At 71.2% G+C, this 13,870-nt stretch carries 13 protein-coding genes; 12 read left to right on the top strand and 1 reads right to left on the bottom strand.

Going from position 1 to position 13,870, the window contains the following annotated elements:
* The 9 genes from D2K64_RS17345 (at position 1) to D2K64_RS17305 (ending at position 9,654) form a co-directional block, all read left to right on the top strand.
* A complete protein-coding gene (locus tag D2K64_RS17345; protein ID WP_157985904.1) occupies positions 1–765 on the top strand; it encodes a tyrosine-protein phosphatase in 765 nt (254 codons plus the stop codon).
* Positions 766–840: 75 nt separating this feature from the next.
* Positions 841–1,812 carry a Bug family tripartite tricarboxylate transporter substrate binding protein gene (locus D2K64_RS17340; RefSeq protein ID WP_157985903.1) on the top strand — a complete coding sequence of 324 codons (972 nt, stop codon included), beginning with the start codon at positions 841–843 and terminating at the stop codon, positions 1,810–1,812.
* Positions 1,813–1,820: 8 nt separating this feature from the next.
* Positions 1,821–2,882: an SDR family oxidoreductase gene (locus D2K64_RS17335; RefSeq protein WP_120009648.1), complete on the top strand. Its 1,062-nt coding sequence runs from the start codon at positions 1,821–1,823 to the stop codon at positions 2,880–2,882.
* A 90-nt stretch (positions 2,883–2,972) separates the two neighbouring features.
* The gene (locus D2K64_RS17330; RefSeq protein ID WP_202910723.1) at positions 2,973–4,121 is read left to right on the top strand and encodes an ABC transporter substrate-binding protein; all 1,149 of its coding nucleotides are present in this window, start codon (positions 2,973–2,975) and stop codon (positions 4,119–4,121) included.
* Entirely contained in the window at positions 4,118–4,900 is a 783-nt protein-coding gene (locus tag D2K64_RS17325) for an ABC transporter ATP-binding protein (protein WP_120009647.1), read from the top strand. The genes D2K64_RS17330 and D2K64_RS17325 overlap by 4 nt, the downstream gene beginning before the upstream one ends.
* Positions 4,897–5,634, top strand: a complete 738-nt coding sequence (locus D2K64_RS17320) for an ABC transporter ATP-binding protein (RefSeq protein WP_120009646.1) — start codon at positions 4,897–4,899, stop codon at positions 5,632–5,634. Before D2K64_RS17325 ends, D2K64_RS17320 begins: the two co-directional genes overlap by 4 nt.
* Positions 5,631–6,497, top strand: coding sequence for a branched-chain amino acid ABC transporter permease (locus tag D2K64_RS17315; RefSeq protein WP_120009645.1), 867 nt, complete (start codon positions 5,631–5,633; stop codon positions 6,495–6,497). Before D2K64_RS17320 ends, D2K64_RS17315 begins: the two co-directional genes overlap by 4 nt.
* Positions 6,497–7,480 carry a branched-chain amino acid ABC transporter permease gene (locus D2K64_RS17310; protein WP_120009644.1) on the top strand — a complete coding sequence of 328 codons (984 nt, stop codon included), beginning with the start codon at positions 6,497–6,499 and terminating at the stop codon, positions 7,478–7,480. Before D2K64_RS17315 ends, D2K64_RS17310 begins: the two co-directional genes overlap by 1 nt.
* The gene (locus D2K64_RS17305; protein WP_120009643.1) at positions 7,477–9,654 is read left to right on the top strand and encodes an acetate--CoA ligase family protein; all 2,178 of its coding nucleotides are present in this window, start codon (positions 7,477–7,479) and stop codon (positions 9,652–9,654) included. Before D2K64_RS17310 ends, D2K64_RS17305 begins: the two co-directional genes overlap by 4 nt.
* Here the strand turns inward: D2K64_RS17305 and D2K64_RS17300 are convergent.
* Positions 9,617–10,621 carry an NADPH:quinone oxidoreductase family protein gene (locus tag D2K64_RS17300; protein WP_120009642.1) on the bottom strand — a complete coding sequence of 335 codons (1,005 nt, stop codon included), beginning with the start codon at positions 10,619–10,621 and terminating at the stop codon, positions 9,617–9,619. The two genes, D2K64_RS17305 and D2K64_RS17300, sit on opposite strands and share 38 nt — an antisense overlap.
* Before the next feature lie 120 nt (positions 10,622–10,741).
* Between D2K64_RS17300 and D2K64_RS17295 the strand changes: the two genes are divergently transcribed.
* Genes D2K64_RS17295 through D2K64_RS17285 form a run of 3 tightly spaced genes read left to right on the top strand, consistent with a single transcriptional unit; the run spans position 10,742 to position 13,852 of the window.
* Positions 10,742–11,980 (top strand): acyl-CoA dehydrogenase family protein, encoded by a 1,239-nt coding sequence (locus D2K64_RS17295; RefSeq protein ID WP_120009641.1) that lies wholly within the window; start codon positions 10,742–10,744, stop codon positions 11,978–11,980.
* Positions 11,977–12,765 carry an SDR family NAD(P)-dependent oxidoreductase gene (locus D2K64_RS17290; RefSeq protein ID WP_120009640.1) on the top strand — a complete coding sequence of 263 codons (789 nt, stop codon included), beginning with the start codon at positions 11,977–11,979 and terminating at the stop codon, positions 12,763–12,765. The genes D2K64_RS17295 and D2K64_RS17290 overlap by 4 nt, the downstream gene beginning before the upstream one ends.
* Before the next feature lie 4 nt (positions 12,766–12,769).
* The gene (locus D2K64_RS17285; protein WP_120009639.1) at positions 12,770–13,852 is read left to right on the top strand and encodes a phosphotransferase; all 1,083 of its coding nucleotides are present in this window, start codon (positions 12,770–12,772) and stop codon (positions 13,850–13,852) included.
* Positions 13,853–13,870: the final 18 nt, after the last annotated feature.

The following is a 13,870-nucleotide window of genomic DNA, read 5'->3' as shown; positions in this document are numbered from 1 at the left end:
ATGGCAGCCCCGCCGGACGCCGACCTGCTGCCGCGTCACATCACCCTGGAAGGGTGCAGCAACCTGCGCGACCTCGGCGGTTATCGCGGCGCCGGGGGTCGGCGGGTCCGCATGGGGCAGCTGTTCCGCGCTTCCTCCCTGTTCGCGCTGACCGACGCAGATCAGGCGGCACTGGCTTCGCTCGGGCTGCGCACGGTGGTCGATCTGCGCGGCGAGGCGGAGCGTGAGCGTGCGCCGTCCCGCCTGCCCGCCGCGCCGCCCGAGCAGGTGGCGCTGCCGGTCGAGCCCACGGTGGGTGCCTCTCTGCGCGACCTGCTGGCGCGCGGCGAGGCGACGGGGGAAGGCGTGCTGGCGCTGCTGGCCCGGGCTTATGACGCCTATGCCACGGACAAGCTGCCGCAGTTCCATGCCCTGCTGGAGCTGGCGGCCGACGCAACCCGGCGGCCGCTGTTGTTCCATTGCACGGCCGGCAAGGATCGCACCGGCTTCGCCACGGCCCTGCTGCTGACCGCGCTCGGCGTCGGCCGGGACGTGATCATCGCCGACTACCTGGCCACCAACCGCCTGTGGCGCCGCGAGCGTGCCCTGCCGCCCGGCAAGCCGCCGGAGGTGGCGGAGGCGCTGCTCAGCGCGCATGCGCCGCTGCTGGAAGGCGCGCTGCACCGTGCCATGGCCGGTTACGCCAGCCCGGAGGATTTCCTGGCTGGCGCCCTCGGCTTCGGCCCGGCGCGCCTCGCCGCGCTGCGCGACGCCCTGCTGGAGTAGCGCCGGGCTACACAATCGCGACCGGTCAGCAAGGCCGGCGCCAATGGGGAGGAGAAGACGATGCGGAGACGAGGCATGCTGCGCCTGGCACCGGCGGCGATGGCCGCCGGAGTGCTGGCACGACCTTGGCTGGCACCCGGCGCGGCGCATGGCGCCGAGGCGTTTCCCTCGCGGCCGCTGACCCTGGTGGTACCGTTTCCGCCCGGTGGTGCCACCGACGTCGCGGCCCGCATCATGGGCGAGAAGATGGCGCCGGTGCTGGGCCATCCAGTGATCGTGGACAACAAGCCCGGCGCGCAGACGGCGATCGGCGCCGACGCCGTGGCGCGCGCCCCGGCGGATGGCCACACCCTGCTGATGGCCTCCGGCACCACGATGACGCTGAACCCGCTCTTGCCGGAAAAGCTGTCCTACCGTGCCGAGGATCTTTCGCCCGTGGTGCTGGTCACCACGCTGCCCTTCGGCGTGGTGGTGCGGAAGGGACTGGCGCAGGACGTGGCAGGATTCGTGGCGCTGGCGAAGTCCCGTAACGGACAACTGAACTATGGCTCCAACGGCCCGACCAGCTTCAACAACCTGGCCGCCGTGTCGGTGATGAACGGCCTCAACATCCGCATGCAGGAGATCAGCTACCGCGGCGATGCGCAGCAGCTGACGGATCTGATGGCCGGCACGCTGGACGTGATCGTGGTGGGCGGCAGCTCGGCGCTGGCGGCACACCGCTCCGGCCGCGGCACCATCATCGGCTGGACCGGGGAAGGCGAGCGGCTGGCGGTGACGCCGGAGGTGCCGAACTTCTCCGAGCAGGGTCCGGGCATGGTGTGCCAGACCCATTTCGGCCTGCTGGTGCCGGCCCGCACCCCCGCCGCTGCCGTGCTGCGGCTGAACCAGGTGGCGCTGCAGGCGATGCAGGCACCGGAGCTGCGGCAGCGGCTGCTGGAGGAAGGGCAATACGTCGCCGGCGGCTCGCCCGAGGATTACGCCACCTATCTGCGCCGTGACGCGGATCGCTGGCGCGACTTGGTCGGCCGGCTGGCGAAGGCCTGAGGCGGGTCATGTCCGGCACGGTGGTCATCGCGGGTGCGCTGGGGCTGGTCGGCGGGGCGGCCCTGCGCCGCTACGTCGCCGAGGGCTGGAAGGTGATCGGTCTGTCCCGGCGCACTCCGGGCGGGAACACCGGGGCGCGCTTCCTCGCCCTGGACCTGACCGACGCCGACGCCTGCCGGGCTGCGCTGTCCGGCCTCGGCGCCACGCATCTGGTCTACAGCGCGCTGTACGAGAAGCCGGAACTGCGCGCCGGCTGGCTCGATGAGGAGCAGATGCGCATCAACCACGCCATGCTGGCGAACTGCGTCGCGGCGCTGGAGGGCGGCCCGCTCCGGCACGTCACGCTGCTGCAGGGTACCAAGGCCTATGGCGTGCATCTCGGGCAGATGCCGGTCCCCGGCAAGGAGGATGCGCCGCGCCACATCCATCCGAACTTCTATTGGCGGCAGGAAGATGAGCTGCGGGAGCGGCAGCGCGGGCGGGACTGGCATTGGACGGTGCTGCGGCCCCAGGCGGTGATCGGCTTTGCCCTGGGCAGCGCCATGAACCTGTTGTCCGCGATTGGCACCTATGCGGCGGTGAGCCGCCATCTTGGCCTGCCGCTGGCGTTTCCCGGCCGCGGCGACCGCATTACCGAAGTGACCGATGCCCGACTGCTGGCCGAGGCGATCCTGTGGGCCGGACAAAGCGAGGCGGCCGGAAACCGGATCTTCAACGTCGCGAATGGCGACGTGCTGACCTGGCGCGGGCTGTTTCCCACGGTGGCCCGCGTTTTCGGCATGCAGCAGGGCGCACCGCACCCGATGCCGATGCCGGCGGTGATGGCGGACAAGGAGCCGGTCTGGCGCGAAGTCGTGCGGGAGCACGGCTTGCAGGAGCACACGCTGCGTGAGCTGGTGGGTGATTCCTGGCAGTTTGCCGACTTCGCGTTCAGCCGCGACGACCAGGTGGCATCGCTGGTCAGCACGGTGAAGATTCGGCAGGCGGGCTTCGGCGACTGCATCGATACGGAGGCGATGCTGGAATGGTGGCTCCGCGACCTGCAACGCCAGCGGATCCTGCCATCCTGAGGGCAGCGAGCACCCGGTAGCCCGGCAGGGGATTCGAGCCGGGCGAAGCGCGCCGACCATGAAGACATGGCGGCTTTGGAGGAGGTTTCCATGACCCTGTCACGCAAGGGCTTCCTGATGCTGTCCGCCGCCGGTGCGCTGGGGCTGGCCACGCCGCGCCTGGCCCGCGCCGCCGATCCGGTGAAGGTCGGCGCGCTGTTTCCGCTCTCCGGCGGCGCCGCTGTGCAGGGGCAGCATGTGTGCGAGGCCATCGAGGTCGCCGCCGCCATGGTCAATGATGCCGGCGGTGTGCTGGGCAGAATGGTGCAGGTGGTGCGGCGCGACGATGAATCCACCCCCGCTGTCGGCGTCAGCCGCGCCAGCGAGCTGGTGGCTGAGGGCGTTTCGGTGGTGATCGAGGGTTGGAACAGCCCGGTGACGCTGGCGCTGCAGACGGTGCTGGCCCGCGCCGGCGTGCTGGACATCACGGCCATTTCCAAGGCCGACCAGATCCTGAGCGGCGGCGGCAACCCGCTGGCGATCCGGCTGAATTCCTCCAACGCGCAGGATGGCCGAGTGATCGCCGAGCACCTGAAGGCCTCGGGGGCGAAGCGCATCGCGTTCCTCACCCAGAATGATGCCTATGGCAACGGCGCGCAGGCCTCGATCGAGGGCGAGCTGAAGAACATCGGCCACGACTACACCAAGGTGGGGGAGGAGCGGTTTCCCTTTGCGCAGGCGGATTTCCGCGTGGCGCTGACCAACATCCGCTCGGCCAACGCCGATGCAATCATCGCCATCAACGCCAATGAGGGCTCCGGCCTGCCGGCGCTGCTGCGCCAGGCACGGCAGATGCGGCTGCGCGGCGAGCTGGTGACGGCGGTGGGCACCGTGGCCCCCAGCGTGATCCAGGTGGCGGGGGAGGCGGCGAACGGCATCGTCGGTGCCGACATCTACTTCCCCAAGGTCGAGCCGTTCGTGTCCAACCCGGTGAACCAGGATTTCGTGCGTCGTGCCGAGGAGAAGATCCAGTACACGCCGGACAAGTTCATGGCGTTGGGCGCCACGGCGCTGCAGGTCTGGGCGCTGGCGGCGAACGAGCTGAAGACGCTGGAGCGGGAGAAGATCGCCACGCGCATCCGCGGCGGCCGCTTCGCCGGCACGGTAATGGGCGAGGTGAATTTCGGCACCGACGGGCAATTGTCGACCCGGCACCAGCTCTTCACCGTGCGCGAAGGGCGGATCGAGGTGCGCACGTGACGAACGCCGCGCCGCCGCCGCCCGCCCTGCGGGTGGAAGGGCTCGGCGTGCGCTACGGCGCGCTGGTGGCGCTGCAGGACGTCAGCTGGCAGGTATCGCCCGGCGAGATCCTGGGCATCATCGGGCCGAACGGCGCCGGCAAGAGCACCTGCTATGACGCCACCACGCACCTGGCGACGCGCAGCGGGCGGGTCTGGCTGGAAGAGCGGGATGTGACGGACCTGCCGCCGCACGGCCTCGCCGCCCTCGGGCTGAAGCGGGCCTTTCAGCAAAACGCCTTCTTCGCCACCCTGAGCGTGCGTGACAATATGGTGGCGGTGCTGGCGCGCGAGGCCGGCACCGGCCTGCTGCCGAGTCTGCTGCTGCCCTGGCGCGAGGCGTCGCGTCGCGCCGCCCTGCAGAACGAGGCGGTGGAGGTGCTGGAACGCTTCGGCGTGCCGCGCGAGCTGCACGCGCTGCGGCCTCCCAACATCCCGTATGGCAGCCAGCGCATGCTCTCCATCGCACTGGCTTTCGGCCGCGGCGCCCGCGTGCTGATGCTGGACGAGCCGGCCGCCGGCCTCGGCGGCGCCGATATGGCGCAGCTCGCCACCCTGCTGCGCCGGTTGCGCGCCGAGGGCGTCGCACTGGTGCTGATCGAGCACCACATGGACCTGGTGATGTCGGTTGCCGACCGCATCCTAGTTCTGGAGCAGGGGCGTCCGCTGGCCACCGGGCGACCAGCGGAGATCCAGGCCGATCCGCGGGTGCGCGAAGCCTATCTGGGGCAGGCGGCATGAATGCGGCGGTGCCGGTGCTGGAAGCGCGCGAGCTGCGCGTCGCCTATGGCGGGCATGTGGCGCTGGACATTCCGCACCTCGCCATCGCGCCGGGGGAGCTGGTGGGCGTGGTCGGCGCCAACGGGGCCGGCAAGTCGACCCTGGTGAACGCCTTGCTCGGCTGGTCGCGCGGCGCCCCCGCCGTCAGCGGCAGCGTGCGGCTGGATGGGGAGGAGATCGGCGCCCTGCCGCCGCACCGTCGCGTGGCGCGCGGCCTCGCGCTGGTGCCCGAGGGAGGCGCGGTGTTCATGCGGCTTTCCGTGGCCGAGAACCTCGCGGCCGCGCGCCCGTTGTCCGGCACGCGCGGCCGGCCGCATGACGCGGCGGCGATCCACGCCCTGTTTCCCCGGCTGGCGGAGCGGCAGCACCACGCCGCATCGGCCTTGTCGGGCGGCGAGCGGCAGATGCTGGCGGTCGCCCGCGCGCTGCGCCTCGGCCCGCGCGCGCTGCTGCTGGACGAGCCATCCATCGGCCTGGCGCCGCGCCTGGTGGCCGATGTGCTGCGAACGGTGCGCGGCCTGGTCGGGCCGGACCTGTCGGTGCTGCTGGTGGAGCAGAATGTGCGCGCCGCCATCGCCGTGGTGGACCGGCTGGTGCTGCTGGAGCGCGGCCGCATCCTGGCCCAGGGGCCGGTGGCCGCCATGCGGGACGACCCGCGCATCCTGGAAGCCTATCTCGGGGAGGCCGCCGCATGAACCTCGTGCAGCAACTGATCAACGGCATCGTGCTGGGCCATGCCTATGCGTTGATCGCGGTGGGCTGGACGGTGCTGCTCGGCGTCGCCCGGCTGGTCAATTTCGGCCATGGCCAGATCTACATGCTGGCCGCCTTCGTCACCTGGTGGGCCGTGGCCGGGCTCGGCCTGCCCTATCCCCTGGCCATCCTGGTGGCCATGCTGGCCGGGGTGCTGATCGGGCTGGTGATGCAGGCGGCCATGCTGCGCCTGACCTTCCGGCAGGATCTGGTTGCCATCATGATCGTGACGCTGGGCTTCGGCCACATGATGCGCGGCATCGCCGGGCTGGTGTTCGGCGGCCAGCCGCAGGTGCTGGAAACGCCGCTCAGCTACATCGACTTCGAGATCGCCGGCGCCTGGGTCACGGCGCAGGACCTGGCGGTGATCCTAGTCAGCATCGCCGCCTTCGCCCTGCTGCATTTCGGGCTGGAGCGCGGCACGCTGGGCCGCACCGCGCGCATGGTGGCGGAGGACCCGAAGCTGGCGCAGCTCGCCGGGATCAATGTCAGCCGCGTCTACTTCGCGGTGTTCGCCTTCGAGGGCGCGGCCGTGGCGCTGGCCGCCGCGCTGGTGGCGCCGCGCACGCCGATCCTGACCAGCATCGGCTTCGAGGAGGTGATCGTCACCTTCGTGGTGGTGGTGCTGGGCGGCATCGGCTCGGTCAGCGGCAGCTACCTGGCCGGGCTCGGGCTCGGCGTGTTCACCGCCCTGTTCGGCGGCTTCGTTTCGCCCGCCTATGCCACCACGGCGGCGTTCGGCGTGCTGATCGTTGTGCTGGTGCTGCGCCCGAGCGGCCTAGCCCTGCGCGCAGGAGGACGCTGATGCGCTCCTGGCCCGCACCGCTCGCCGCCTTGGTGGCGGCGATCGTGATCTTTCTGCTGCCCGGCTGGCTCGGCGGGCTGCACGGCGCCTTCACCGTGATTGCCATCCTGGCCGTCGCCGCCTACGGCCTCGACATTGTGGTGTCCGACCTGGGCGAGGTCAGCCTGGCGCACACCGTGTTCTTCGCCGCGGGGGCCTACGCGACGGGCCTGCTGGCGACGCGGCTCGGCGCCGGCGGCTGGGTGACGCTCGCCGGCGCGCTGCTGGCGGGGTTGCTGATCGCCCTGGCGCTCGGCATCGTCACCCTGGCGCTGCGCGAATTCGTGTTTTCCCTGGTGACCTACGCGGCCACGGTGGTTGCGGCCGCCATCGCCCATAACTGGAACCTGCTTGGCGGCTCCGACGGGGTGTCGGGCATCCCGACGCTGGACCTGTCGGCGGGCCCGCTGCGGCTCACCGCCGTCAACGACGCGCAGCTCTGGCCCCTGGCCTTCCTGCTGATGCTGCTGACGCTGTACGCGGTGCGGCAGTTCCGCCGCTCGCGGCTCGGTGCCATGGCGATGATGGTGCACCTCAACCCGCGCCTCGCCACCATGTCGGGCATCGACGTGCGGCGGGTGCGGCTGCAGGTCTTCGTGCTGTCGGCGCCGTTCAGCGCGGCGGCCGGCTGGCTCTACGCGTACCAGCGCGCCTATGTCGGGCCGGACCTGTTCGAGACCTATTTCCTGGTGCTGATGCTGACGGCGGTGGTGCTGGTCGGCCGCCGGCGGCTGTTCGGGCCGCTGCTCGGCACTGCCCTGGTGATCGGGCAGGAACGCTTCCTGTCCTTCGGCGGCGACATCAACGCCATCATCCTCGGCGGCGCGCTGGTGGTCGCCCTGGCGCTGCTGCCGGGCGGGCTGGACGGCCTGCTGCGCCGCGTGCTGGCCCGCCGCGCGCCGCCCATCCCCCTTTCCGAGACGAGAACCGCGACCCAGTCATGACCGAGCATCCCGATCCCGCCCCGGCTCGCCGCGCGCTGTACCGCCGTGCCGACCTCTTGCCCCTGCTGGAGCCGCGCAGCATCGCCGTGATCGGCGCATCCGCCCGCGCCGGCGCCTTCGGCGAGCGCACGGTGGCCAATCTGGCGGATTTCACTGGCCGCCTGCATCTGGTGAACCCGCGCTACGACCGGCTGGGCGAGCGTCCCTGCCATGCTTCCATCGCCGCCCTGCCGGAAGTGCCGGACCTCGTGGTGGCGGCGACGCCGATGGAGGCGGCCCTCCAGGTAGTGCGCGACTGCGCCGCCGCCGAGGTGGGCGCCCTGGTGCTCTACGCCGCGGGCTTCGCCGAAACCGGCCGGCCGGATCGAATCGCTTTGCAAGCGCAGCTGGCGGCGGAAGCCAGGGCCGGCGGCGTTCGGCTGCTGGGCCCGAACTGCATCGGCCTGACCGACTACGCGCGGCGGGCCGAGATCAGCTTCGTCGCCATTCCGCGCCCGGCGGCGCCGCCAGCACGGCCCGCCCTCGGCATCGTCAGCCAGTCGGGCAATCTGGGCTTCGCGCTGGCGCAGGCGGTGGAGGCGGGGGCGCAGATCGGGCGGGTGCTGACCTGCGGCAATTCCGGCGACATCGACGTAGCCGACCTGGTGGCCGCCCTGGCCGAGGACCCGAACTGCTCCGCCATCGCCCTGCTGTTCGAAGGCATGGCCGAGCCGCAGCGGCTGATCGAGGCTGCCGGCATCGCCCGCCGGAACAACAAGCCGGTGGTGGTGCACAAACTCGGCACCGGGGAGCAGGGCGCGCAGGCGGCCATGTCGCACACCGGCTCGCTGGCCGGCGCCCAGGAGGTCTACCGCGCCGCCTTCTCCCGCGCCGGCATGGTGCTGTGCGAAAGCTATGAGGGGCTGCTGGAGCTGGCCAGTTTCCTGGGCAAGGCCGGCACGCCGAAGGCGCCGGGCGTGGCTGTGCTGTCCACCTCGGGCGGCGCCGCCATCATGGCGGCGGACCGGGCCGAACCGCATGGGGTGCCGCTGCCGCAGCCCGGCCCCGAGGCGCAGGCGGTGCTGGCGGCGCGCATCCCGGAATTCGGCTCGGCGCGCAACCCGTGCGACGTCACCGCCCAGGTACTGACCGACCCCGGATCACTGCGCGACTGCATGGCCGCCCTGCTGGCCGATCCGGCTTATGGCGCGCTGCTGCTGCCGAACGGTTTCGCCTATGACGTGGCAACGCCGCGCTTCCGGCTGCTCGATGAGCTGGCGGCGCGGCACGGCAAGGTGGGCTGCGTGGTCTGGACCAGCCAATGGCTGGAAGGCCCCGGCGCGCGGGAAGCCGAAGCGACGGAGCGGGTGGCGCTGTTCCGCTCCATGGACCGCTGCATGGCCGCCATCGCCGCGTGGCAGGCCCGGGCCTCCGCGCCGCTGCCGGAGGAAACCCCGGCACGGCTGTCGCCTCCCGGGGCGCGGGAAGAGGCGGCCCGGCTGCTGGCCCAGGCCCGCGGTTCGGTGCTAACCGAGCGCGAGGCCAAGGCCGTGCTCGCCGCCTACGGCGTTCCCGTGGTGCAGGAAGTGCTGGCCACCGATGCGGAAGCCGCCGTCCGGGCGGCCGAGGCCACCGGCTACCCGGTGGTGCTGAAGGTCGAGAGCCCCGCCCTGCCGCACAAGACGGAGGCTGGGGTGATCCGCCTCGATCTGCCCGACGCGGCGGCGGTGCGCGCGGCCTTCGCGGAGGTAATGGCGAATGCCGGCCGCGCCGCGCCGGATGCGCCGGTCAACGGTGTTCTGGTGCAGCCCATGGTGCCCCGGGGCATCGAGATCGTCGTCGGTGCCCGGCGCGACCCGCTGTTTGGCCCGACCGTTTTAGTGGGGCTCGGCGGCGTGCTGGTGGAATTGCTGCGCGACAGCGCCGTGGCCCTGGCACCGGTCGGCGCAGCCGAGGCACGGGCCATGCTGGACCGCCTGAAGGGCGCGCCGCTGTTGTCCGGCTTCCGCAACCTGCCGGCCGCCGACCTCGACACCCTGGTCGGCATCGTGCGGCGCGTTTCGGAACTGGCCGCCGACCATGCCGGCCACATCACCGAGATCGACGTCAATCCGGTGATCTGCGCCGGCACGCGGCAGATCGCGGTGGACGCGCTGATCAGCCTGGATGCGGAGGCGCCGGCCTCGGATGGGTGAGCAGCACGAGCTTGCCGGTTGCCTGGCGGCCGGCCAGCATCTCCAGCGCCGCCGCGGCCTGTTCCAGCGGGAAGCGCTCCGAGATGGCCGGGCGCAGCCGCCCTTCCGCCACCCAGCCATAGAGCCGGGTGAGCAGCGCGCGGTTCCGATCCGGCTCGCGGCGGGTGAAGCCGCCATAGAACACGCCGGTGATGGCGCAATTTTTCAGCAGCGCCAGGTTCAGCGGGATGCGCGGGATCTCGCCGGCGGCGAAGCCCACCACCAGGAAGCGCCCGCGCCACGCGATGGAGCGCAGGGCCGGTTCGGTGTAGGGCCCGCCAACAGGATCGAAGATCACGTCGGGACCCTCGCCGCCGGTGAGTTCCTTCAGCCGATCGCGCCAGCCCTCGGCGCTGTAGTTCACCAGCGCATCGGCGCCGACGGCGCGGCATGCTTCCAGCTTCTGCTCGGAGGAGGCGGCAGCGATCACCCTGGCGCCCAGCAGCTTGCCGATCTGGATCGCCGCCATGCCGACGCCGCCCGCGGCGCCCAGCACCAGCAGCGTCTCGCCGGCCACCAGCGCGCCGCGATCCTCCAGCGCGTGCAGCACCGTGCCGTAGGCGAGGCCGAGCGCCGCCGCCTGCTCCGGCTCGACGCCGTCGGGCACGGGCACTGCCTTGCCGGCATCCACCGCCACGGCTTCCGCGAAGCCGCCATGGGTGATCACGGCGGCCACGCGCGTGCCCGGCGCCGGACCGCTGACGCCTTCGCCCAGCGCCGTCACCACGCCGCACACCTCGCCGCCCGGGATAAACGGCATCGGCGGCTTCTGCTGATACTTGCCCTCGATGATCAACGTGTCCGGGAAGTTGACGCCGCAGGCTTCCACGCGCAGCAGCAGCTGCCCTGGGCCGGCATGCGGCTCCGGCACCGATTCGACGCGCAATGCGGATGGCGGACCGTATTCGCGGCACAGGATGGCTTTCATGGCGCCCGTTCTCCCGGTTTTTGCTGCTCAACAGGTACTGCCCATCAGGGGCATGACGCGGCAGACTGGGCGAAAGGCCGGCCAGGGCACAAGGCCCGACCACAAGGAGGATGCAGGCGCATGGACTTCAATCACTCGGACAAGGTGCAGGATCTGCGGCGCCGGCTGCAGGAATTCATGGATGAGCACATCCTGCCCAACGATCCCCTGCATCATGCGCAGCAGGCGGCGATGACGGATCGCTGGCAGCCGGTGCCGATCACGGAAGCCCTGAAGCCCAAGGCCCGTGAAGCCGGATTGTGGAACCTGTTCCTGCCGGCCTCGACGCACGGCGCCGGGCTGACCAACCTGGAATACGCCCCGCTGGCCGAGATCATGGGGCGCGTGCCGTGGTCGAGCGAGGTGTTCAACTGTTCCGCGCCGGACACCGGCAACATGGAAACGCTGGAACGCTACGGCACGGAAGACCACAAAGCGCGCTGGCTGCGGCCCTTGCTGGAAGGCGAGATCCGCTCCTGCTTCGCCATGACCGAGCCGGACGTCGCCTCCTCCGACGCCACCAACATCCGCACCCGGATCGAGCGGCGTGGCGACCACTACGTGATCAACGGGCGGAAATGGTGGTCCTCCGGTGCCGGCGATCCGCGCTGCGCCATCTTCATCGTGATGGGCAAGACGGACCCGGAAGCGGAGAAGCACAAGCAGCAATCGATGATCCTGGTACCGCGCGACACGCCGGGCCTGACCATCAAGCGCATGCTGCCGGTGTTCGGCTTCGACGATGCGCCGCACGGCCATGCCGAGCTGGAATTCGAGGATGTGCGCGTGCCGGCGGAGAACATCCTGCTGGGCGAGGGGCGCGGATTCGAGATCGCGCAGGGGCGCCTCGGCCCGGGCCGCATCCACCACTGCATGCGGGCCATCGGCCTGGCCGAGCGGGCGCTGGAGATGATGTGCCGGCGAACGCTGGAGCGCCGCCCCTTCGGCAAGCCGCTGGCCGATCAGGGCGTCATCATCGACCGGATCGCGCGTTCGCGCATCCTGATCGACCAGACCCGGCTGCTGACGCTGCACGCCGCCTGGCGGATGGACACCGTGGGCAACAAGGTGGCGCGCGCCGAGATCGCCGAGATCAAGGTGGCGGCGCCGGAGATGGCCTGCCAGGTGATCGACTGGGCCATCCAGGCGCATGGCGGTGCCGGCGTCACCGAGGATTTCGGCCTCGCCTACATGTTCAAGATCGCCCGCACCCTGCGCATCGTCGACGGGCCCGACGAGGTGCACCGCTTCCAGCTTGGCCGCATGGAGCTGAACAAGCACCGCCCGCCGCGCAACGCCCCCGGCGAGGCGATGGCGTGACCGGCGCGCTGTTCGATCTGTCGGGGCAGGTGGCGATCGTCACCGGCGCCTCGCGCGGCATCGGCCGCGCCATCGCGGAACGCATGGCGGAGCATGGCGCGCGTGTTGCCGTGTCCTCGCGCAAGCAGGAAGCGTGCGAGGCCGTGGTGGCCGGCATCGCCACGCGCGGCGGCCAAGCCTTCGCGCAACCCTGTAACATCGGCCGCAAGGACGACTTGCAGGCGCTGGTGGACGCCACCCTGGCGCGGTGGGGCCGCATCGACTGCATCGTGTGCAACGCAGCCGTGAACCCGCATTTCGGCCCGTCGCAGGACATCCCGGACGAGGCGTTCGACAAGATCATGGCCTCCAACATCCGCTCCAACCTCTGGCTGGCGCAGATGGTGCTGCCGGGCATGGCGGAACGCGGCTCCGGCTCGGTGATCGTGGTCTCCTCCATCGGCGGGCTGCGCGGCTCGGCGGTGCTGGGGGCCTACGGCATCTCCAAGGCGGCGGACATGCAATTGGTGCGCAACCTCGCCGTGGAATGGGGTCCGCGCAACATCCGGGCCAACTGCATCGCGCCGGGGCTGGTGCGGACCGACTTCGCCCGCGCGTTGTGGGAGGACCCCGTGACCTACCGCAAGCGCATGCGCGACACGCCGCTGCAGCGCATCGGCGAGCCGGACGAGATCGCCGGGGCCGCGGTGTTCCTGGCCGCCCCGGCCGGGCGCTTCATGACCGGGCAGACCATCGTGATCGACGGCGGCGTGATGGCCGGCCCGCCCTTGCCGCAGGAGGATTGAGGCGATGACGGGAAGCGTTGCCGCGGCGGACGGCGTGCCGGTGCTGGTGCCGGTGCTCGAGAACCATCGCTTCGACGAGGCCGCCCTGACGCGCTACCTCGCGGAACGGCTGCCGGGCTTCGCCGCCGGCCCGCCGGTGGTGCGGCAGTTCCAGGGCGGGCAATCCAACCCGACCTTCCACCTGCACACGCCGGACGCCGACTACGTGTTGCGCAAGAAGCCGCCCGGCAAGCTACTGCCCTCGGCCCATGCGGTGGAACGCGAATTCCAGGTGATGCGCGGGCTGGCCGGCAGCGAGGTTCCCGTGCCGGCGGCGCGGCTGTTGTGCGAGGACGCGGCGGTGATCGGCACGCCCTTCTTCATCATGGATCACGTGCCTGGGCGGATCTTTCCCGACAGGGTCCTGCGGGCCGCGGCGCCGCGGGAGCGCGAGGCCGTCTACGCCGACCTGGCGCGCGTGCTGGCCGCGCTGCATCGCGTCGACTGGCGCGCGGCGGGGCTGGCCGAGTTCGCCCGGCCCGGCCGCTACATGGACCGCCAGGTCCAGCGCTGGACGCGGCAATGGGAGGCGGTGAAGGTCGAGGACATGCCGGCCATGGACCACACCGCCACGTGGCTCGCCGCGCATCTGCCCGCCGAGGAGGAGATCGCCCTCGCGCATGGCGATTACCGGCTCGGCAACGTCATCCTGCATCCTCAGGAGCCGCGCATCGTGGCTGTGCTGGACTGGGAACTGGCAACGCTCGGACATCCGCTGGCGGATCTCGCCTATGCCTGCCTCACTTATCACATGGCGCCCGGCCCGAGCGGCCTGACCGGCGTCCTGGGCTCCGAGGCGGAGCTCGCCGGCATTCCCACGGAAAGCGGCTTCGTCGCCGCTTATTGCCGGGAAGCCGGCCGTCCCGTTCCGCCGAACCTCGACGTGTTCATTGTTTTCTCGATGTTCCGGCTGGCCTCCATCGTCGCGGGAGTGTGGCGCCGTGCACTGGATGGCAACGCCGCCGACCCGCGGGCCATCGGCTACCGCGAACGCTACCGCGGCATGGCGGAGCGCGCGTGGGAGATCGCCCGCCGGGCCGGCCGCTGACAAGCAGGAGGAAGAAGA

Origin of the sequence: Teichococcus vastitatis (genome assembly GCF_003604215.1) — a bacterium.
Taxonomy (GTDB): Bacteria; Pseudomonadota; Alphaproteobacteria; order Acetobacterales; family Acetobacteraceae; genus Pseudoroseomonas; species Pseudoroseomonas vastitatis.
Note: the sequence above shows the minus strand (reverse complement) of the source record. Positions and strands in the feature narration are given on the sequence as shown.

Bases quoted from the DNA above. Each gene is read 5' to 3' on its own strand.
- D2K64_RS17295 (WP_120009641.1), top strand. From the start codon at position 10,742: ATGGACTTCAATCACTCGGACAAGGTGCAGGATCTGCGGCGCCGGCTG.
- D2K64_RS17300 (WP_120009642.1), bottom strand. From the start codon at position 10,621: ATGAAAGCCATCCTGTGCCGCGAATACGGTCCGCCATCCGCATTGCGC.
- D2K64_RS17345 (WP_157985904.1), top strand. From the start codon at position 1: ATGGCAGCCCCGCCGGACGCCGACCTGCTGCCGCGTCACATCACCCTG.
- D2K64_RS17330 (WP_202910723.1), top strand. From the start codon at position 2,973: ATGACCCTGTCACGCAAGGGCTTCCTGATGCTGTCCGCCGCCGGTGCG.
- D2K64_RS17340 (WP_157985903.1), top strand. From the start codon at position 841: ATGCTGCGCCTGGCACCGGCGGCGATGGCCGCCGGAGTGCTGGCACGA.
- D2K64_RS17310 (WP_120009644.1), top strand. From the start codon at position 6,497: ATGCGCTCCTGGCCCGCACCGCTCGCCGCCTTGGTGGCGGCGATCGTG.
- D2K64_RS17305 (WP_120009643.1), top strand. From the start codon at position 7,477: ATGACCGAGCATCCCGATCCCGCCCCGGCTCGCCGCGCGCTGTACCGC.
- D2K64_RS17320 (WP_120009646.1), top strand. From the start codon at position 4,897: ATGAATGCGGCGGTGCCGGTGCTGGAAGCGCGCGAGCTGCGCGTCGCC.
- D2K64_RS17335 (WP_120009648.1), top strand. From the start codon at position 1,821: ATGTCCGGCACGGTGGTCATCGCGGGTGCGCTGGGGCTGGTCGGCGGG.
- D2K64_RS17315 (WP_120009645.1), top strand. From the start codon at position 5,631: ATGAACCTCGTGCAGCAACTGATCAACGGCATCGTGCTGGGCCATGCC.
- D2K64_RS17285 (WP_120009639.1), top strand. From the start codon at position 12,770: ATGACGGGAAGCGTTGCCGCGGCGGACGGCGTGCCGGTGCTGGTGCCG.